The sequence below is a fragment of the Aeromicrobium sp. Leaf245 genome (assembly GCF_942548115.1).
Lineage (GTDB): Bacteria > Actinomycetota > Actinomycetes > Propionibacteriales > Nocardioidaceae > Aeromicrobium.
Genome location: NZ_OW824151.1, coordinates 212,035 through 231,322 on the forward strand (window position 1 = coordinate 212,035; position 19,288 = coordinate 231,322).

The window sequence follows — 19,288 nt, forward strand, 5'->3', positions numbered from 1 at the left end:
GCGAACATGAGGATCGCCGTGGTGGGAACCGGCTACGTCGGGCTCTCGAACGCCGTCGTCCTGGCGCAGCGTCACCAGGTGGTGGCGGTCGACGTCGACGCCGCGAAGGTCGACCTGATCAATGCCCGCCGTTCGCCCATCGAGGACCGCGAGCTCCAGCAGTACCTGGCCGAGAAGCCGCTGGACCTCGTGGCCACCACCGACGCCGACGCGGCCTGCAGGGGCGCCGACTTCGTGGTCGTGGCCACCCCCACCGACTACGACCCGCGGACCAACTACTTCGACACGAGCTCGGTGGAGACGGTGGTCCGGGCGGCCCTTGCCGCCGAGCCCTCGGCCGTCATCGTCATCAAGTCGACCGTGCCGGTGGGCTACACCGCGACCCTGCGGGAGCGGCATCCCGGGGCGAGCATCATCTTCTCGCCCGAGTTCCTGCGGGAGGGTCGGGCACTGCACGACAACCTGCACCCGTCGCGGATCGTGGTGGGATCGGAGACCGCCGAGGGCAAGGAGTTCGCGCAGCTGCTGCGCGAGGGCGCCGTCGACGACGACGTGCCGGTGCTGCTCACCGGCTCGACGGAGGCCGAGGCGATCAAGCTGTTCGCCAACACCTACCTGGCGCTGCGGGTGGCGTACTTCAACGAGCTGGACACGTACGCCGCGCTCACCGGCCTGGACACCCGACAGATCATCGAGGGCGTCGGCCTGGACCCACGCATCGGCAACCACTACAACAACCCGTCGTTCGGCTACGGGGGCTACTGCCTGCCGAAGGACACCCGGCAGCTGCGGGCCAACTACGCGTCGGTGCCGCAGAACCTGATCGGCGCGATCGTGGACGCGAACACGACCCGCAAGGACTTCGTGGCCGAGGACATCCTGCGCCGCGGCCCGCGGACGGTGGGCATCTTCCGGCTGGTCATGAAGGCAGGCTCGGACAACTTCCGCGCCTCGAGCATCCAGGGCGTGATGAAGCGCCTGAAGGCCAAGGGCACCGAGGTGATCGTCTTCGAGCCACTGCTCCCCGACGAGCCCTTCTTCGGCTCCGAGGTGCTGCGCGACCTCGACGAGTTCAAGCGGCGCAGCGACGTGATCGTGGTCAACCGCCGTACCGACGAGCTCGCCGACGTGGCCGACAAGGTCTACACCCGCGACCTCTTCGGCAACGACTGACCTGCCCCTCCCCGAGTCCGACCCGGTGGTCGAGCGCAGATCACGCCCGGCGGTCCAGCACTCGGTGGTCGAGTGCCTCCGAGAGCGCCAGCGAGGGGAGGCGTATCCAGACCACTCCGGGCGGTTCAGCGGTAGCCGCCCTGCGTGTCGAGACCGTCGGTGAGTGGCCTCGATACGGACCGGCCTCGCAAGCTCGCCCGCCCTGCTCGACCATCGGTGAGTTCTCCGGTGGTCGAGTGCCTCCACGAGCGCCAGCGAGGGGAGGCGTATCGAGACCACTCCGCGCGGCTCAGCGGTGACCGTGCAGCACGCGTGCCCCGACCAATGGTCGGGGTGTCGTGGGTGTGGTGGTCAGGGCCGCCAGCGGGTGTTGCGTTGCCAGGTGTCGGAGCCTGGGAGCTTCCACTCGACGTGGCCGTCGTCGGGGTTGATCCTCCCGACCCATCCCTGTTCGTGGGCGCGGTGGTGGTGGAACGGGCACAGGAGTGCCCCGTCGCGGATGTCGGTGGTCTTGGAGATGGCGTAGGGGTTGAGGTGGTGGGCCTCGGTCCACCTGGCGTCACGATCGCAGCCGGGTGTGGTGCAGCCGCCGTCTCTCTTCTCCATCGCCCGGCGTGAGCTGCGGTTGAAGTACCGGTTCGCGGAGCCAAGGTCGAGGGGGAGCGGCTTGCCGTTGAGGACCATCGGGACGATCTGGGCCGAGCAGGCGAGCCGGCGGGCTTCGCCGGCGCTGATGCGGGTGCCGTCCGACAGCCCGGCGGCCTTGACGCCGCCCATCAGGGTGTCGAGATCGAGGTTGACGGTCACCACGGCGGACACGCCACCGTTGGACGGCAGGGAGTCGGCCGGGATGTGCTCGACCAGGGTCGCGAAGGCGTGGCCGAGGCGCTGGGGGTAGGTCTGCCCGAATCCCACCTCGTCCATCTGCCCGGTCGCAGCGTTGACGGTCCCGACCTTCTGGTGCGGGGCTGCGAGCGCGTCGAGCGCGGTCTTGAGCATCGCGCCCTGGGCCTCGGGGAGGGTGAAGCGTCCGGTGACGGTGCCGTCGTTGTTGTCCCACATCGAGAAGCTGGTCTTGGCTCGCGCGGCTTCTTCCTTCTTGCGGAGGAGCTCGTCCTCGTCGGCGTCGACCTCGTCGACGGTCTTGCGGTAGACCTCGGTGATCCGCGCGCCCCGCAGACGCAGGTCCTTCAAGGTGAGTCGCTGAGCGTCCCTCAACAGGGTCTCTTCGCACCGCTCACGCTGCTCGGGGGTGACATCGTCGGGCAGCTTCGCGAGAACACGAGAGATCAGGTCCGCCTGCTTGGTGCTGATCACACCAGCAGCGAGCGCGTTCTCGATGAGGGTGGTCTGCTCCTCGATCCGCTGCGCAGTGTTCACCAGGGCATCGGCCCCGCCGCGGTCACCACCGAAGTCGATCGAGATCGTTGCCCCGGTAGAGGTACCGGTCCCCGGTCGCGGTCCGTCACCGTTGGCTGCAGCCTTGCGGGCCTTCTCCAGCACCCTGGCGGCGGCCATCTTGTGGGCCGACAACCGAGCTTCGGCGCGACCGATCTCAACCAGGAGTCGACGGACCTCGGCGGGGTCCAGGCCGTCCCACGCCGCGGTGGGGACCGTGTCGAGGAGAGCGTGGAGTCCGTGCACGCACGACGGCACCGGGTGGGTGTCGAGTGCGGCGACGCTCATGCTTCCTCCTGCTGGTCTACCCCCATTCTAGAGGGCAGATCAGACAAGAAACAAGTACATGTTCGAATGTATGACCAAGGTCAGGCCCTGCCGAGGACCTCTGGCCCGCCTCGCTCGAAGCATGGCGGCGACACCCGCCACGGGCGACTCGCGAATCCTCCGCGACCCGACCCAGCACTACCTCTCGGCCGCGAAGCGCTTCAGCTCCGACCTGGCGAAGCGAACCCGGTCGGTCTCCTCTCCCCGCGCCGCGCCCAGCTCGTCGGCCAGGTCGTGGGCGGCCTCGAGCCGATGACCGCGACGACGCCGATCCTTGACGCCCCCCGCGCGACGGAAGCGTCGCCGCTGCTTCCAGGCGCCACTCACGGCGACGAGCTCGTCGTCGGTCAAGGTCCCGTCGGCCACCTCGGGTGCAAGGACGTCGCGCATCGCCCGCCGCTCACCCGCGACCGCGAGGTGGAACACGCACACCACGATGAAGATCGAGACGATCACCCCGGCCAGCAGCAGGAGGCCGACCACGACGGAGTTGCCGCCGGCGAGGGCCAGCGTGGAGTCCCACGTCCCGTGCAGGAGCATCGACGTGGCACACAGGAGAAGCCCGAGGCCGAGGCGACGCTTCTGCGCGCGGGTGCCGACGAGGTAGACGACGCCCGCTCCGAAGATGGCGGAGTAGACGATGTGCGAGCTGAAGCCAGTGCCGAGCCGGAGCATCACGGTGTGCAGGCTCGTGCCGACCGGGTCCGCCCCGAAGCTCTCGGCTGCGGAGTTGATGGCGTAGAGGATGTCCTCGATGATCTCGAAGCCGAGCCCGACGAAGGCGCCGATGACGAAGCCGTCGAAGGCCGTGCGCATAACTCGGGGCGCGATGAAGAGCAGCAGCAGGACGCCGGCGCCCTTGCCGAGCTCCTCACCGAGCGGGGCGGCGATGCCGGCGCCCCACCCGTTGGCGAAGTCCTGCCCGAAGAGCTTGCCGAGGATGCCGATCAACGCGGTGTTGCTGTGCAACGCGATCGTCCACGTCGCCCCGAAGCCGCCCCACAGGAAGGCCGCGACCCGCAGGTCCAACGGCTGACTGGAGTACCGGTCGATGTGCGTGGTGAACCACCAGAAGACCACCCCGTACAGCGAGAAGATGATGGCCGAGATCGCGAGTGGTTGCCCGGTCGTGCCGCCCAAGACACGGACGGTGTCGAACGTGTACCAGAGCCCGTAGGCGATGACGGCCACGAAGACCCACAGACAGGCGTTGCGCGGCTGCCGCCACCCGACTGACGCTCCCCAGCCGGTACCGGTGATCGCCGCATTCCGGCGCCCCACAAGGTCGGTGGCGCTCATGACGCACTCCCCTCGGCCGGCCGGATGGACAGCAGCATCCGCGCGACCTCGTCACCCAGGCTGTCGCCGGACAGGCTCGATGGCCCGACGGCCACGACCTCCACACCCACACCGTCGAACACGTAGGCGGCCAGGAACCCGTCGGAGTCGGCCGACGTGAAGGTGGCGAGCGCGCCGCGGTCGCCACCGGTGCTCTGGATCGTGGTCGGATCACCGCTCACCGCGAAGGCGGTGTCCTTGACCTGCTCGTTGTTCTGCTCGACCTGCTCGAGCAGCTCGGCGGCCGTGCCGTCGTAGTCGTCGACGAGCACCTGGAACGTGAGCCCGCCCGACGTGAGCACCGCCTGCTGCGGGTACATGCCGGTCGTCTTCGCCTCGCCCTGCCGCACACCGGCGACGAGGTTCCAGCCGGTTGCGGGGACCAGCTCCGCGGAGCCGACCTGCACGACGTCGCCGGGCCGGATCGGATCGTCGACCTGGAGATGGTCGTCGATCGCGGGAAGGACCCAGAACGCCAGCACGACCAGCGCGGTGACGACCGCAGCGGGCACGAGTGTCGCCCGGTCCATCCCGAGCCATCGACGTTCGACCGGTACCCAGTCGTCAGGACTCTTCATCGTCGAGGTCACGGGGTCTCCCTCCCCGGCGCCACAGCGCCCCGGATTCCCGACGTGCGTCAGGCTCGTCCGAGACGCTACCCGAAGCTCAGCGCTCGAGCCCGCCGACCACAGCCCACCTGCTCACGCCCCTCCCCGTTCCGACGGGCGGGGCGGTGGACGTCAGTCCAACGCCCCCAGCAGCTCCCGACCAGCGCGCAGCAGGTCGGCCACGCGATCGGTCGCCAGCGCGTACTCGACGGTGCCGCCCTGCCGGGTGGAGGTCACGAGCCCGACGCGTCGCAGCACCGCCAGCTGCTGCGACAGCGACGACGACTCGACGTCGATGTCGGCGAGCAGCTCGCGCACCGCCATGGGCCGGGTCTCCAGCAGCTCGAGCACCCGGATGCGGACCGGGTGCCCGAGCGTGCGGAAGAGCTCGGCCTTGCTGTGGTGCAGTGGTGCGCCGGTGTCGCCCACCAGCTCAGGCGTCGTCGGCTGCAGCGGCCTCGAGTGCGGCAGCGACGCGACGGTGCGCCTCCCAGATCTCCTCGGGCAGGTCGCGGAACTGCTCCAGGTGCACCTGGCGGTGCCCGATCTCCTCGCGCCAGCGGGTGACGTCGATCGTGAGGATCGTGTCGAGGTCGGCGAGCGCCTGGTCGTCCAGGCCCTCGAGCAGCAGCTCGTCGCGGGTCGGGATGACGCCGACGGGCGTGCGCTGACCCTCGACCTCGCCGTTCATGTACTGCATGAGCCACACGAGGGGGCGCAGGTTCTCGCGGTAGCCGGGCCACAGGAAGCGGCCGTCGTCGCCGCGCTGGAACCAGTTGACGTGCGCGAACACGGGCTTCTTCTCGGCGCGGCTGAACACCTCGAGCCAGTGCGCGGCGTAGTCGCCCTCGCCGTAGGACATGAACGGACGCATCGACATCGGGTCGTAGCGCAGCACGCCCTCGAGACCGTCGGCCGCGGCCGTGGCCTCGGCACCGAGCGTCAGGCCGTCGTAGACGCCCTCGGCGACGTCGTCGATGGCGCGGATGAGCGGCTCACGGTCGCGGGTGCGGCCACCGAAGATGACGCCGTGGATCTCGACGCCCTTCGGGTCCTCGAAGTCCTTCGCCACGTTGGGCACGTTCTCCAGCGTGGTGGTGAAGCGGCTGTTGGGGTGGGCCCAGGGGGCGTCGACCTCGTCGCCGGTGCGGTCGGCGATCGCGTCGCCCTTCCAGTCCTCCCAGCCGTCGAGGTCGGTGGGCTTGTCACCCTTGCCCTCCCACCAGACCTCCTGGGTCTTGGTGTTGTAGGCGACGTTCGTGAAGATGGCGCCGGTGCCGTCGACGATGGAGTCCACGGCGGTCGGGTTGGTCTTCTCGTTGGTGTCCTTGGCGACGCCGAACACACCGTTCTCGGGGTTCATGCCGTAGAGCTTGCCGTCGTCGCCGACCCACAGCCACGCGATGTCGTCGCCGTAGAACTCGACGTAGTAGCGGTCGCCGAGGGCGTCGGGCGCGAGCGTCATGGCCAGGTTGGTCTTGCCCGACGCGGACGGGAAGCCGCCACAGATGTGGTACTTCTTGCCGGTCTCCTTGTCGACGATGCCGAGCAGCATGAACTGCTCCACGAGGAAGCCGTTCTTCCAGCCGTCGTAGGAACCCTGGCGCAGGCCGTGGGCGATCTTGCCGAGCAGCGCGTTCCCGCCGTAGGACGAGCCGAAGTGCAAGATGGTGCGCTCGTCGGCGACGGTGACGAAGTAGCGCTTGTCGTCGGGGGTGCCCTGGCCGAGGTTCTCGAGGTCGCCGGTCACGTGGACGGCGCGCACGAAGGAGTCACCGAGGTCGTTCACGTACTCCGCACCGACACGGGCCATGCGGATCATCTGCATGACGACGTTGCGGTTGTCGGTGAGCTCGACGCCGGCGGCGTACTCGCTGAGCGGCGAGCCCTTCGGTGCCATGAGGTAGGGGATGACGTACATGGTCTTGCCCTCGGACGCGCCGGTCATGAGGCCGACCAGCTTGTCCTTCATCTCCGAGGACGGACGCCAGTTGTTGTAGATGCCCTTGTCGTTCTCGTCGCTGGTGGCGACGATGGTGCGCTCCTCGGCGCGGGCGGTGTCCTTGAAGTAGGACCGCGAGTAGTAGCGACCCTCGCCGGCGGGGAGCAGCTCCCCGGCCTCGAGCGCCTCCTCGATCAGGCGGGCGTCGTCAGCGGCCGAGACGACCTCGACCCGCGCGGCACCCGTCACCCCCGCCCAGTGCTGCACGTACTCGCGCACGTGCTCGTTGGTGAGTCCAGCCTGGTCGAGCGCTGCCGCCACGTCTGCCATCGTGTCGTTTCCTCTCGTTGCCCCGTTCGGGGACACGTTCTGGCGGGTCTGCCCCGCCATGGGTTGGAGCGACCGTACCGGAGTTGAAGAACTTTTCATCTACCGGGATGTAACAAGTGGGAAATGTCACCCGCGCACTGGCGTTGCAGGCAATTTGTGGTTCGGAACGCGAAATGTCGGCGTCGTGTGGGGAAGCGCGATGCGCGACCCGCCCCTACCGTCGAGGAATGTTGGTCGACGGCTATCAGATCAAGTCCTCCCTGGACCGCGAGCGGCTCTGGGCCGAGCTGGTGGCACTGGAGACCATCTCGCAGTGGAGCGCGCTCGAGGAGTGCACGTCCACCGACGGTCCTCTGCTCGAGCCGACGTCGTCGTACGTGTGCAAGCACCACAACGGCCTGCACGGCGTCGACGCCACGGTGGAGGTGACCGACTTCGAGGAGGCCGAGTGCCTCGCCCTCCGCACCGCGACGCCGATCGCGGACCTGGAGGAGAAGCTGGTGCTCAGGGACCACCTGGGCGGCAGCCTGGTGACCTACTCGGTCGACGCGACCTCGGACTCCTTCGGCCCGTCCGCCACCGTCTGGCTGCACCGGCACGTGTCGTTCGTGTGCGAGAAGCTCGAGCAGTTCGCCAACCGCGAGCTGACCTGACCTGAGCGCAGCCCGAGCCAGCCTGCCCATACTTGTTCAAAAGGTGTTCGCAACCTACGTTTGGCGCATGAGTCTCCTGATCAACGAGCAGCCCGAACCGACCGGGACGGTGACGGCGCTGCTCGACCCCCGGCCGGTGTGGGTCGGCTGCCTCTGGGACCACGGCGACGAGCAGGTCAAGGAGATGGTCCCGGCCACCGCCACCGCCACCTGTGGCGACCTGATCCTGTGCGACTTCTGGGACCCGCGCACCGGCAAGGACCGTGCGCACTGGATGGAGAAGGAGTTCGTGCGGGACCGCCCGACCTCCATCGCCCCGTCGAAGAAGAAGCCCGCGACCGACCACCCGGCCGCGGCGCCGAGCCCGACGTTCGACGTCGGCAGCTGACCGGCCGCCCGTCCATCGGAGCGACAGCGGCGCGGGCCCGCTGACGCCGATCCTCCAGATCGGCACCCCAGGGCCGCGCCACCGCCGGTCCTGGTCGCCGTCCCCCCGAGGGGCAGGTCTCCCACCTGCCCACCGCGGACCCGACCCCTGTACGGGTCCGTGGACGACGACCGCTCGCCCTACATGGCGAGGTCCCTGACCAGCGCGCCGCGCGCGCCGGGATCTGGAGGCACCGGTTCGAACCAGACGGCGACGTCCACGTCGTCGCGCCACCGCGCGAGCCAGCGTCGGGCGCGGCCCACCGAGGCGGCGAGTCCGGCGACGCCGCCGTCGTCGACCACGGCGCCCAGGCGATGGGTGCCGAGCCGCGACCACACGGTGCACGGCGCGATGCCGTCGTCGAGGACGGTCCGGACCAGCGCGAGGCTCAGCTCGGACTCCAGGTCGCGCAGTGGTCCGCGCGCACCCTGGGCCGGCTCGTCGAGGAGCACCTCGGCCACGAGGACCCGGCGCACCTGCAGCTCGCTCCCGCCGTCCAGCTGATGACGGAGCTGGTCGGCGCCCGGCAGACCGGTCAGGGTGTCGTCGACGCCGCGGCCCTGGCGCACCCGCTCGTCGGTCCAAGCCGTCAGGGCGGCGCAGGCCACCTGAGGAGAGGCCGGGCCGTGCCCCGCCTCCACCAGCGTCTCGTCGACGGAGGCGAGCAGCACGTGCAGGTCCGAGCCGTGACGCGCCTGCAGCTGGCCGAGGCGTCCGGCCAGCAACGGCTGCCAGTGCCCGTCCGGGGAGCACCGCGCCAGCAGGCCGCGCACGTGCTGCACGTCCGCCTCGCTGCTGTCGTCCGTCTCGGTGTCCGTCGAACGGACGGGTCGGATCCTCACGCGGACCATCTCCTCGTTCCTGGCGGCGGCGCCGTGGTGCGTCGCACGAAGTAGGAGTGGGAACCGGCACACCGGTCACGCACGACCGCGAGAAAAGTTCTCGGCCGAAGGTGCGTGACGAACAGGGCACTACCGTCTCCTGGAAGAAGACCCATCTTCACCGGCTGAATGCGAACGATGACCGACCTCTTCCTCGACCCGAGCGACGCCGAGCTGCTGCAGCGCTACCGCGACGGTGACGACGACGCCGCAGGGCTGCTGTTCGAGCGGCACCACCCCGCTGCGGTGCGCCTCGCGGGTGCGCTGGCGGGCGCGCCGGCCGCCGAGGACCTGGCGTCGGACGCGTTCGTGGCGGTGCTGCGCGCCGTGCGCAACGGCGCGGGCCCGCAGTTCGCCTTCCGCCCCTACCTGCTCACGTCGGTGCGCAACGGCTTCTACGCGGCGTCGAGGGCCGCGTCGCGCCAGGATCTCTACGACGACCTCGAGGCCTCTCCCGACGCGCCGACGGTGGCCGACGGCACGGCCCTGCGCGAGGAGTCGAGCCTTCTGGCGCAGGCCTTCGCCACGCTTCCGGAACGCTGGCAGGCAGTGCTGTGGCACACGACGATCCACGACGAGTCCCCCGAGCAGGTGGCCCGGGTGCTGGGCATCAAGCCGAACGCGGTGTCGTCGCTCGCCCTGCGGGCTCGCGAGGGTCTGCGCAACGCGTACCTCACGGCCCACCTGGGCCAGACGGACGATCCCGAGTGCCGCGAGGTGCGCGAGCTGCTGCCCGCCTACGACCGGGGTCGGCTGCGGCCGCGTGCCCGCGCCAGAGTGGAGGCGCACCTCGACGTGTGCGACGACTGCCGTGAGGCGGCGGCCCTGGTCGGCGGCATCACGGCCGACCTCGGCCTCCTGCTGCTGCCGGCTCTCCTCGGCGCTCCGGGGGTCGCGGCATTCGGGGACACGAGGGTCCTCGTCGTGGACGGAGGCGGGACGCGAGGCTCCCAGGGCTCGGGCACACCCGGCGCGGGCTCCGCCGCCCTGGGGGTCGCCGGGACCGCCGGGGCGATCGCCGTCGGGGTCGCTGCCGTGGCGGTGCTCGTGACCGTCGCAGCCGTGGGGGTGTCCCGGCTGGGCCCCTCCGACGACGCCACCCCGCCGAGCGCGGCCGCCACCGGCGCCCCCGGTACTGGCTCGCCCCCTCGCGCCGACGACCGCGACGATCCGGCCCCGGAGCCCTGGAGGGCTCCCGTCGTGGCACCGCTCACCACCGTCGTCCCCGTCCTCGCTGCCGCGCTCTCCGTGCCCGTCGTGGTCCCGCCGGCTGGACCGAGCGTGCCGGAGCCCACGGCGACGACGTCACCTGGACCCACGCCATCGGTCCCCACGACGCCCCCGACGACGACACCACCGGTGGAGGTGGGCGAGGACCTGGCCGTCTCGGTGCTCGAGGCCGTTCCCGGCGACGTCTACGAGGTGACGCTGGCCGTGGCGTCGCCGACGCTCACCCCGCGGCTGCAGGTCGAGCTGCCTTCCGGCACCGAGGTGTCGTTGTGGGGCGGCGAGGGCTGGACGTGCACCGGCATCGGGACGGGCGGATCGTGCCAGGCGTCGGGCCCGAACCCGCAGCCGATCCGGTTCTGGTGGAGCCCGGGCGAACCGGTGGGCTTCTCGGCGACGGTCAGCGCGCCCGACAACGTCGACCCGAACCCGGCGAACGACTCGGTCTCCCTCGGCTGAGAGTCCTCACCGCCGGCCACGGGCGACGGGCCCGCCGGGCACGAGAAAGCCCCGCTGACCTCGGGGGGTGAGTCAGCGGGGCTTCATCAGGAACATTACTCGCCCGTTCAAGCGGTTGTCATCGAATGTTCCACACCTGGAGGAAGGTCTAAAACGCCGGACCCCTCAGGCGGGCCCGTACGTGGGCCTCGGGCGGCGGCTCGACGTGAGCCTCAGCGCGGGGGCTCGGTGGGAGCGGGCGTCTCGTACGCCTGCTCGATGCCGTCCTTCGTGGCGGCCCACCACGCCGTGTTGGTCCGGTACCACTCGATCGTCGCGGCGAGACCGGCCTCGAAGTCCTGGTGGCGGGGAGCCCAGCCGAGCTCCTCGCGCAGCCGGGTCGGGTCGATCGCGTAGCGCAGGTCGTGACCAGGTCGGTCCGTCACGTGGTCGAAGGCGTCCTCGGGCTGGTCCATCGTCCGCAGGATGGTGCGCAGGACCGTGAGGTTGTCGCGTTCACCGTCGGCACCAATCAGGTAGGTGCGGCCGTTCTCGCCCTTCTCGATGATCGTGAGGACGGCGTCGTTGTGGTCGTCCACGTGGATCCAGTCCCGTACGTTCTGGCCGGCGCCGTAGAGCTTCGGCCGGCGCCCCGTCAGGATGTTCGTGATCTGGCGCGGGATGAACTTCTCCACGTGCTGGCGGGGTCCGTAGTTGTTCGAGCAGTTGCTGATGGTGGCCCGGATGCCGAACGACCGCACCCACGCCCGGACCAGGAGGTCGGACCCGGCCTTGGTGGACGAGTACGGGCTCGACGGGTTGTAGGGGGTCGCCTCCGTGAAGCGCTGCGGGTCGTCGAGCTCGAGGTCGCCGTACACCTCGTCCGTCGAGACGTGGTGCAGGTGGACGTCGTGCCTGCGGCACGCCTCGAGCAGCGTGTAGGCGCCCACGAGGTTGGTGTCCACGAACGGGCGGGGATCACGCAGCGAGTTGTCGTTGTGGCTCTCGGCCGCGAAGTGCACGACCACGTCGTGGCCGGGCAGCAGCTCGTCGACCAGGGCGGCGTCCGCCACGTCGCCCTGCACGAAGCGCAGGCGCTCCGCCGGCAGTCCCTCCAGGGACGCGCGGTTGCCGGCGTAGGTCAGCTTGTCGAGCACCGTCACCGACGCGTCGGTGGTCTCCAGCACGCTATGCACGAAGTTGGAGCCGATGAAGCCGGCGCCCCCGGTCACCAAGAACGAACGCATGGCCGGAGCGTATCGGCCCGCGACCGTGACCACGCCCAGATGCGATCGTTGGTCCGGACATGTGGCGAGGGAGCGAGTCGTGAAGGGCATCATCCTGGCCGGCGGCACCGGCACGCGCCTGCATCCGATCACCGAGGGCATCAGCAAGCAGCTGATGCCGGTGTACGACAAGCCGATGATCTACTACCCGTTGTCCACGCTCATGCTGGCCGGCATCCGCGACATCCTCGTCATCACCACCCCGCACGAGGCCGACGGCTTCGAGCGGCTGCTGGGCGACGGCAGCCAGTTCGGCATCCGGCTCACGTACGCCCAGCAGCCCAGCCCCGACGGGCTGGCGCAGGCGTTCCTCATCGGCGAGGAGCACATCGGGGGTGAGCACAGCGCCCTCGTGCTCGGCGACAACATCTTCTACGGCACCGGCCTCGGCACCACCCTGGGACGGTTCGTCGACCAGGACGGCGCGACCATCTTCGGCTACCGGGTGGCCGACCCCCGCGACTACGGCGTGGTGGAGTTCGCCGACGACGGGCGGGTCATCTCCATCGAGGAGAAGCCGACCGAGCCGAAGAGTCCCTTCGCCATCCCCGGCCTGTACTTCTTCGACAACGACGTGGTCGAGTTCGCCCGGGACCTCAAGCCGTCCGACCGGGGCGAGCTGGAGATCACCGGGCTGCAGGAGCGCTACCTCGAGGAAGGGCGCCTGCACGTCGAGATCCTCGAGCGTGGCACCGCCTGGCTCGACACCGGCACCTTCGACTCGCTCAACGACGCCTCCAACTTCGTGCGCTCCGTGGAGAGCCGTCAGGGCCTCAAGGTCGGGGCTCCCGAGGAGGTCGCCTGGCGCATGGGCTACATAGACGACGACCAGCTGCGCGCCCGTGGCGAGCGACTGAACAAGAGCGGCTACGGCCGCTACCTGCTCGAGCTCCTCGACGGCTGAGGCCCACGAGGGTCTCTCAGGTGAGGTCCTCGTAGTGGCTCAGCAGCCGGCTCATCGTCGAGAGCGCCTCCTGCATCTCGGCGATGTGGGCCGGGTCCAGCGCCCGCAGCATCTCCTTGATGCCCGTGCTCGACACGCCCGCCGTGCGGGGCAGGTACTGCACCTCGCAGTACTCGGTGAGGTGGTCGAACTTGCCGGTCCAGTCGTCACCCATCACGAACAGGTCGACGTCGTGCTCCTGGACGTCGAGGACCTTCTGCTCCCACGACTGCTCCGGCACCACCAGGTCCACGCCCTTGATGCTGCCGACGATGCGCGCGCGGTCCTCGTAGGAGACCACCGACGACTTGCCCTTGCCGGCGTTGAACTCGTCGGTCGAGACCCCGATGACCAGCCGGTCGCCGAGCGCCGCCAGACGTTCGATCAGGTTCAGGTGGCCGATGTGGAAGAGGTCGAACGTTCCGTAGGTGAGCACCGTGGTCATGGGCGCCAGGGTAGCCGTGAGCCCACCTCTACTCTGGAGCCATGCTGACGGTGCTCGCGTGGATCGTGGTGGCCGCCGGGCTCGCGACCGGGCTCGCGGCGGTGCGCGACGTCCGCCAGAGGCCGGCACCGACCGCCCACGGCTTCCCCGGGCAGCCCGACCACCCGAAATCCCGCCCGTTCCGACTGCGGGTCTGGGTCGTCGCGGCCGGCGTGCTCGTGGCCGGCACCGCCGTGGCCACGATCGTCGCCCTGGTCACCTCGCAGGACCTCGTCGCGCTGCTGGTGGCCGTGGTGCTCGCCCTCGGTCCCGCCGCCGTGGCGTGGCGCCTGCACGCCTGGGCCACCGCGTCGCGCGGTGTGCGGCAGGCCATCGTCGCCCACGCACCCCGGGTCGCCGTCCCCTATGCCGGCAAGGTCGGCGTGCACGTCGGCATGTGGTCGCCCTGGATCGAGCAGGCCGGCGTGCCGTGGTGCATCGTGGCGGCCGACCGCACCATCTACGCCGAGCTGGTGCGCCTGCACCCGCACGACCCGGTGATCCTCACGCACCTGCCCGCCTCCGTGCGCGGCGCGCTCTACCCGCACGGGGCCAAGAAGAACGCGGTGTTCCTGGCCCACGACGAGGTCACGCACGTGTTCCTGGGCCACGGCGACAGCGACAAGCCGCTCAGCGCGTCCGAGCGGGTCCTCTCCTACGACGTCGTCGCCGTCGCCGGGCAGGCCGCCATCGACCGCTTCGCCCAGGCTGGCCTGCGGGTCCCGGCCGCGAAGCTGCGGGTCGTCGGGCGGCCGCAGACCGAGGGCATCGAGCCGGTGGCCGGTCCGCTCCCCGACTCGCCGACCGTGCTCTACGCCCCCACGTGGCGCCACGCCGACGACGCCCTCAACGTCTCGTCCCTCGCGGTCGCCGAGGACGTCGTCGCCGCACTCCTGGCCCGCGGCTGCACCGTGGTGTTCCGACGCCACTTCGCCGGGCGCAACCACCTCGAGGCCGAGGCGATGATCGCCCACGTCGACCGGATGCTCGCCGACGACGCGAAGGCCACCGGGCGGGCCCACGTGCTCAGCGAGACCGCCATGGACGTCCCGCTCGTCGAGGCCTTCAACGGGTGCGACGCGATGGTCTCCGACATCTCCGGCATCGTCGTCGACTTCATGGCCAGCGAGAAGCCTTTCGCCATGTACGCCGCGCAGTTCGGCGGACCGGACGCCGCCGAGGCGTTCCGCGCCGCGCACCCCACCGCCGTCTCGGCGTACGTGATCGACCGCGACCTCGTGCAGCTCGACGCCGCTCTCGACGCGATGCTCGGGACCGACCCGCTCGCCGCCATCCGGCCCGAGCGGGCTGACCACTACCTGGGCGGGCCGGAACGCTCCGACCCGGCGGCCCGGTTCGTCGCGCTGGTGCGCGAGCTCGCCGACGGCGGTCAGGTGTCCGCCGGCTCCTCGTAGTCGCCGATCCACCAGTCGGCCAGCTCTCGCATCACGGTGCTGACCTGCACGTGCTGAGGGTGGACGCGGAACGCCTCGAAGGCCTCGCGGCCCTCGAACAGGCCGTTCTCGACGAGGATGCGTCCCTTGCGGCGGTCGTCGGACAGCCGCACCGTCCACTCCAGCACCCCGGGGAGCGTCCCGAGCGACGCCAGCTGCTCGAGCGCGTTCTCCACGTCGGCGTCGGGAACCGCGTCGTGCACGCGGAACAGCACCAGGTGGCGCAGGGCCATCAGTCCACCAGCTCGTCGGTGATGCGCGGGTCGTGCGCCGGGACCACCAGGACGTCGGGGAGCGAGGCCAGACGTCGAAGCTCGCGGTGGTTGGCTCGGATGCGCGAGCGGTCGCGGCCCACGACCATCTCGAAGCCGCGGGCGGCCCGCACCGGGGCGAGGCGTCGGCCCGAGGGCGCCGCGTCGGCCACGTGGCTCCCGTCGAAGACCGCGTCGCCCGCATGCAGCACCACGCCGTCGGCGGTCTCGACGGCCACCACGGCATGGCCGCGCGAGTGACCGGGCATGGGCACGAGCACGATGCCGGGCAGCACCTCGTGGCCGGTGAGCCCGTAGCGCCACTCGTCGCCGGGACCGGCGTGCAGGGCGAAGTCGGGCCCGTGCGCGAACTGCGCCGGCCGGTAGCGACGCTTGTCGAGGGCGTCGGGGTCGGTGATCGCGGCCGCGTGCTCGTCGGCCGTGGTGTGCACGGTGGCGTGGGGGAAGTCCGACAGCCCTCCGGCGTGGTCGAGGTCGAGGTGGGTGAGCACCACGTGCGTGACGTCGGTGGCGTCGTGGCCACGCTCCTGCAGCTGGCGCAGCAGGGTGTGGCGGTCGTCGAGGTCGGGGCGCAGCAGGCCGCGGATCGGTCCGATGCGGCGGCCGGGGTCGGTCACGTCGGCCGTGCCGAAGCCGGTGTCGACGAGCACGAGGCCGTCGTCGGTGTGGCAGAGGAACACGTGCGCCGGCATGCCGGGCATGGTCAGGGGGTTCATGACGGCGGCCCGCAGGTGCTCGATGCGCATGGGCCACATCGTGGCACGGGTGCCCGCGGTGCTGGTGGCGTTCGTCACCGACGACCGCACGCGTGCGTCCACCTGCCTACGCTCGACGGATGCGCCGCTCCCCCACCCACGTCGCGCTGGCGGTCGCCTACCTGACGGCCCTGGCATTCATCGCGTTCTGGCCGTCCCCGGTCGACCAGGGCGTCGACGTGCTCAACTCGTGGCCCGTGCGTCTGCTCGAGTCCGCGTTCGGCCTCTCCCGCCCCGAGGGCTACGACGTCGTCCAGGTCGCGGCCAACGTCGTGCTGTTCGTGCCGCTGGGCTGGCTGGCGGTGGCGCTCACGCGGGCCCGCTGGTGGCAGGTGGCGCTTCTCGGCTTCCTGCTGTCGTCGGGCATCGAGGTGGGGCAGGCGCTGCTGCGCCCCGACCGCTTCGCAACGGTGTCCGACGTCGTGGCGAACACGGTGGGCGCGACCTTGGGCGCCGGGGCGGCCGCGCTGCTGCTGCACCGCCACGAGCGGGCGTCGGTCGGTTCCCACGGCTGATCGGACGCCGATTGGTGGCGCGGGCACACGGCTGGCTATCCTGTACCGGTTGCCGCTTCGGCGGCGGCATGGAGGTGTCGCATAGTGGCCTAGTGCGCCCGCCTGCTAAGCGGGTTGAGGTTCAAACCTCTCGCGAGTTCAAATCTCGCCACCTCCGCAGACGACGAAAGCCCCCAGCGCTCTTTGCTGGGGGCTTTCGTCGTCTCCAGAAGGATGCCGAGATTTGGGAGGAGCGAGCGCCAGCGAGCGACGGCTCTCGCCACCTCCGCCACCTCCGCCGCGAGCGCAGCGAGCGCGTGCAAGGCGCGCCGAGCGCCTGCGCCCGCGAGGCGCGAGCGAGCGCCCCGAGTGCGCCGGCCCGAAGTGCGCAGCGAGGACACCGAGACCACCCAGCGGTAGCCCACCCGCGCTTCCACCACCCCCGGAGGTGGCTGCACCGCAGACTCGGGCCGCGACTCCGCGACTCACCGACCGCCACACGTCCGATTCCGCGAGCCACCTACCTCTCACGGCCTCGTCGGACGTCTGAAGGGTCAGTTCCGCAGCTGGGCGGCGAGGGGGCAGTCGAACGGGTCGCGGGCGCGCAGGCCGACGTTGTTCAGGTAGCCGATGACGAGGGCGTAGGAGTGCAGGAGGCCGACCTCCATGTAGTCGACGCCGACCTTCTCGCAGTGAGCACGTACCAGGGGGCGCGCCTTCTTGAGGTTGCCGCGCGGCATGTGCGGGAAGAGGTGGTGCTCGATCTGGTAGTTCAGGCCGCCCATGAAGAAGTCCACGAACCAGTTGCCGCGGATGTTGCGCGAGACCATCACCTGACGTCGCAGGAAGTCGAGCTTCATCTCCGGCGGCACGATCGGCATGCCCTTGTGGGCGGGCGCGAACGCCGCACCCAGGCACACGCCGAACACGGCGAGCTGGACCGCCAGGAACGCCACGGCCATCGGCCACGGCAGGAAGACGAAGACCACCGTGACGAACGCAGCGAGCCGCACGGACACGAGCCCCAGCTCCAGGCGCCGCCACGGCGTCGTGGTCGAGCGGTCGAGGCCGACCAGCACGCTCTGCACGTGCAGGTTGATCCCCTCGAGCGTCAGCAGCGGGAAGAAGAACCAGCCCTGGTGCCGGGCGAACCAGCCCTTGAAGCCGGACCGCTCCGCCACGATCCCCGGCGTGAACGCGATCGCCCCTGGGCCGATGTCGGGGTCGATCCCCTCCTGGTTCGGCGCGAGGTGGTGCTTGTTGTGCTTGCCGCGCCACCACGTGTAGCTCAGGCCCGCGAAGGCGCCGGCCAGGATGCGCGACGTCCACGCGTTCCAGGTCCTCGAGGAGAACATCTGGCGGTGCGCCGCGTCGTGGCCGAGGAAGCCGAACTGCGCCACCAGCACCCCGAGCGCGGCGGCCAGCAGCAGCTGCCACCACGAGTCGCCCAGCAGGAAGAAGCCCACCCAGATCGCGACGAAGGACCCGACCGCGACGGTGATCTGGGCCCAGTAGTAGAGGTGTCGCCGCTCCAGGAGGCCAGACTCGCGCATCGCCGCCGCGAGCTCGGTGTACTGGCTCACGTAGCGGGCCTCGCCGGACGACGCACCGGGCGGCGTCGCTGCCGGTGCGGGCGGTCGGGGTGTCGCGGTCCGCTCGTGGATCTGTTCGGTGTCGGTCATGCGGAGGTTCCTGTCCCGATGAGTCGTGGTGGCAGTGAGGGCGCTGCGACGAGCGTTTCCAGCTGGTCGACGACCTGCGCCGGCGTAGGGGGACGTACCCGTCCCAGCACGTCGACGAGCTCGTCGACCGAGTGCTCGAGCGTGAAGCGGGTCGTGGCGTGGGCGCGTTCGGCGTCGCCGGCGGGTCCGAGCGTGATGGCGTGCCGCAGCCCGACGGCCAGCGCGGACGCGTCGTCGGCCGGCACGAGCGTGACCAGCCCGCAGTCTGTCTCCGGCAGTCCACCGTCGTCGGACGCCACGACCCGGCAACCGGCGTGCTGGGCCTCGATCGAGACGATGCCGAACGTCTCGTGCCAGTACTGGCCGTTCGACGGCATGAGCACCACGTCGTGCTCGGCCATGAGGGTCGCCATCGCCTCGGGCGTCCGGGCGGCGTCGATCAGGGTGATGCCGGCGTGGGCCTCGAGCATCCGGTGGATGATCCGGCCCTGAGGCTTGTCCGCTCCGGCCGCCGTGACGGTGAAGGTGATCTCGACCCCCTCGTCGACGAGGTCGGTGATCAGCTCGTGGTGGAGCATCGACAGCAGCGTGTAGATCCCCTTCTCGGGGCTCAACCGGCCCGCGTAGAGGACCCGCACCACACCGGGCCGGCGCGTCGAGCGCGGCTCGGCGGCGAACACGGTCTCCGCGAACGGGTGCACGACGTCGATCGTGGCCACGTCGACGTCGAGGAAGTCTGCCCACAGGCGTGCGGCGAAGCGGCTCGTGGCCACCGGGTGGCGGTCGCGGGTCTGAGCACGCATCGCCTCCCGACGTCGGTCGCCGGCCGGGGGCGGCACGTGCAGCATCTGGAACGCCGGCCGGCGCGTGCGCACGGTCGGGAACTCCGTGACGAAGACGAGAGTGCCATCGATCTGGCCGACGTCGGCCGGTCGCGCGACGGAGTGGAACGGCACGCCCGGAAACCCGTCGCGGCCGTCGTGCACGCCGAGCCCGGTGGTGACCACCTGCGCGGCGACCCCGCGCCGGTGCAGCTCACGGACCTGGCCCACGGTGTAGTTCTCCGACCCGCCGGTGCCCGCCGGCAGGGGTTCGCCCGGAGCCCACACGAAGGAGATCAACGAGATCGTGCTGGGAGTGAGAACATCTCACGACCGCCTAGGTTCGCTGCCGCCA

Annotated in this window: 19 protein-coding genes and 1 tRNA gene; 8 read left to right on the top strand and 12 right to left on the bottom strand. The window is 70.5% G+C overall.

Going from position 1 to position 19,288, the window contains the following annotated elements; all coding sequences use genetic code 11:
• The first annotated feature begins 6 nt into the window (after positions 1-6).
• Entirely contained in the window at positions 7-1,173 is a 1,167-nt protein-coding gene (locus NBW76_RS01040) for a nucleotide sugar dehydrogenase (RefSeq protein WP_056552097.1), read from the top strand.
• A 351-nt stretch (positions 1,174-1,524) separates the two neighbouring features.
• Here NBW76_RS01040 and NBW76_RS01045 read toward each other — a convergent pair whose 3' ends face one another.
• The 5 genes from NBW76_RS01045 to NBW76_RS01065 form a co-directional block, all read right to left on the bottom strand.
• Positions 1,525-2,859, bottom strand: coding sequence for an HNH endonuclease signature motif containing protein (locus tag NBW76_RS01045; RefSeq protein WP_250246808.1), 1,335 nt, complete (start codon positions 2,857-2,859; stop codon positions 1,525-1,527).
• 177 nt (positions 2,860-3,036) lie between these two features.
• Entirely contained in the window at positions 3,037-4,197 is a 1,161-nt protein-coding gene (locus NBW76_RS01050) for a PrsW family intramembrane metalloprotease (RefSeq protein WP_056553668.1), read from the bottom strand.
• Positions 4,194-4,826 carry a hypothetical protein gene (locus tag NBW76_RS01055; RefSeq protein ID WP_200932656.1) on the bottom strand — a complete coding sequence of 211 codons (633 nt, stop codon included), beginning with the start codon at positions 4,824-4,826 and terminating at the stop codon, positions 4,194-4,196. The genes NBW76_RS01050 and NBW76_RS01055 overlap by 4 nt, the downstream gene beginning before the upstream one ends.
• A gap of 150 nt (positions 4,827-4,976) precedes the next feature.
• Complete coding sequence (locus NBW76_RS01060) at positions 4,977-5,273, bottom strand: helix-turn-helix transcriptional regulator (RefSeq protein WP_056553665.1); 297 nt, start codon at positions 5,271-5,273, stop codon at positions 4,977-4,979.
• A gap of 4 nt (positions 5,274-5,277) precedes the next feature.
• Positions 5,278-7,116, bottom strand: a complete 1,839-nt coding sequence (locus tag NBW76_RS01065) for a phosphoenolpyruvate carboxykinase (GTP) (protein WP_055961608.1) — start codon at positions 7,114-7,116, stop codon at positions 5,278-5,280.
• Between the two features lie 227 nt (positions 7,117-7,343).
• On the opposite strand from NBW76_RS01065, the gene NBW76_RS01070 reads away from it, so the two are divergent.
• Together NBW76_RS01070 and NBW76_RS01075 are read left to right on the top strand one after the other, a co-directional pair.
• The gene (locus NBW76_RS01070; RefSeq protein WP_056553663.1) at positions 7,344-7,769 is read left to right on the top strand and encodes a hypothetical protein; all 426 of its coding nucleotides are present in this window, start codon (positions 7,344-7,346) and stop codon (positions 7,767-7,769) included.
• A 67-nt stretch (positions 7,770-7,836) separates the two neighbouring features.
• Positions 7,837-8,157 carry a hypothetical protein gene (locus tag NBW76_RS01075; protein WP_055961615.1) on the top strand — a complete coding sequence of 107 codons (321 nt, stop codon included), beginning with the start codon at positions 7,837-7,839 and terminating at the stop codon, positions 8,155-8,157.
• Positions 8,158-8,336: 179 nt separating this feature from the next.
• Here NBW76_RS01075 and NBW76_RS01080 read toward each other — a convergent pair whose 3' ends face one another.
• The gene (locus NBW76_RS01080; protein WP_156364733.1) at positions 8,337-9,038 is read right to left on the bottom strand and encodes a hypothetical protein; all 702 of its coding nucleotides are present in this window, start codon (positions 9,036-9,038) and stop codon (positions 8,337-8,339) included.
• Between the two features lie 177 nt (positions 9,039-9,215).
• Here NBW76_RS01080 and NBW76_RS01085 point away from each other — a divergent pair, with 177 nt between their 5' ends.
• Positions 9,216-10,763, top strand: coding sequence for a sigma-70 family RNA polymerase sigma factor (locus NBW76_RS01085; RefSeq protein WP_056553656.1), 1,548 nt, complete (start codon positions 9,216-9,218; stop codon positions 10,761-10,763).
• Between the two features lie 212 nt (positions 10,764-10,975).
• On the opposite strand, the gene rfbB is transcribed toward NBW76_RS01085, so the two are convergent.
• Complete coding sequence (rfbB, locus tag NBW76_RS01090) at positions 10,976-11,989, bottom strand: dTDP-glucose 4,6-dehydratase (RefSeq protein ID WP_056553683.1); 1,014 nt, start codon at positions 11,987-11,989, stop codon at positions 10,976-10,978.
• A 79-nt stretch (positions 11,990-12,068) separates the two neighbouring features.
• Between rfbB and rfbA the strand changes: the two genes are divergently transcribed.
• On the top strand, positions 12,069-12,932 hold the full coding sequence (rfbA, locus tag NBW76_RS01095; protein WP_055961624.1) for a glucose-1-phosphate thymidylyltransferase RfbA: 864 nt from the start codon (positions 12,069-12,071) through the stop codon (positions 12,930-12,932).
• Between the two features lie 16 nt (positions 12,933-12,948).
• Here the strand turns inward: rfbA and NBW76_RS01100 are convergent, their stop codons facing one another.
• Entirely contained in the window at positions 12,949-13,416 is a 468-nt protein-coding gene (locus NBW76_RS01100) for an adenylyltransferase/cytidyltransferase family protein (protein WP_055961626.1), read from the bottom strand.
• A 41-nt stretch (positions 13,417-13,457) separates the two neighbouring features.
• Here NBW76_RS01100 and NBW76_RS01105 point away from each other — a divergent pair, with 41 nt between their 5' ends.
• Positions 13,458-14,870, top strand: coding sequence for a CDP-glycerol glycerophosphotransferase family protein (locus NBW76_RS01105; protein ID WP_056553653.1), 1,413 nt, complete (start codon positions 13,458-13,460; stop codon positions 14,868-14,870).
• Here NBW76_RS01105 and NBW76_RS01110 read toward each other — a convergent pair.
• The gene (locus NBW76_RS01110) at positions 14,846-15,142 is read right to left on the bottom strand and encodes a Dabb family protein (protein WP_055961631.1); all 297 of its coding nucleotides are present in this window, start codon (positions 15,140-15,142) and stop codon (positions 14,846-14,848) included. The two genes, NBW76_RS01105 and NBW76_RS01110, sit on opposite strands and share 25 nt — an antisense overlap.
• A complete protein-coding gene (locus NBW76_RS01115) occupies positions 15,142-15,999 on the bottom strand; it encodes an MBL fold metallo-hydrolase (protein ID WP_056553651.1) in 858 nt (285 codons plus the stop codon). The genes NBW76_RS01110 and NBW76_RS01115 overlap by 1 nt, the downstream gene beginning before the upstream one ends.
• A 17-nt stretch (positions 16,000-16,016) precedes the next feature.
• Between NBW76_RS01115 and NBW76_RS01120 the strand changes: the two genes are divergently transcribed.
• Positions 16,017-16,451 (top strand): VanZ family protein, encoded by a 435-nt coding sequence (locus NBW76_RS01120; protein ID WP_056553648.1) that lies wholly within the window; start codon positions 16,017-16,019, stop codon positions 16,449-16,451.
• 70 nt (positions 16,452-16,521) lie between these two features.
• A tRNA-Ser gene (locus tag NBW76_RS01125) sits at positions 16,522-16,608 on the top strand.
• A gap of 376 nt (positions 16,609-16,984) precedes the next feature.
• Here NBW76_RS01125 and NBW76_RS01130 read toward each other — a convergent pair.
• Complete coding sequence (locus NBW76_RS01130) at positions 16,985-18,112, bottom strand: acyl-CoA desaturase (protein ID WP_082481843.1); 1,128 nt, start codon at positions 18,110-18,112, stop codon at positions 16,985-16,987.
• Positions 18,109-19,233 carry a glycosyltransferase family 4 protein gene (locus tag NBW76_RS01135; protein ID WP_055961642.1) on the bottom strand — a complete coding sequence of 375 codons (1,125 nt, stop codon included), beginning with the start codon at positions 19,231-19,233 and terminating at the stop codon, positions 18,109-18,111. Before NBW76_RS01135 ends, NBW76_RS01130 begins: the two co-directional genes overlap by 4 nt.
• Between the last annotated feature and the right edge of the window lie 55 nt (positions 19,234-19,288).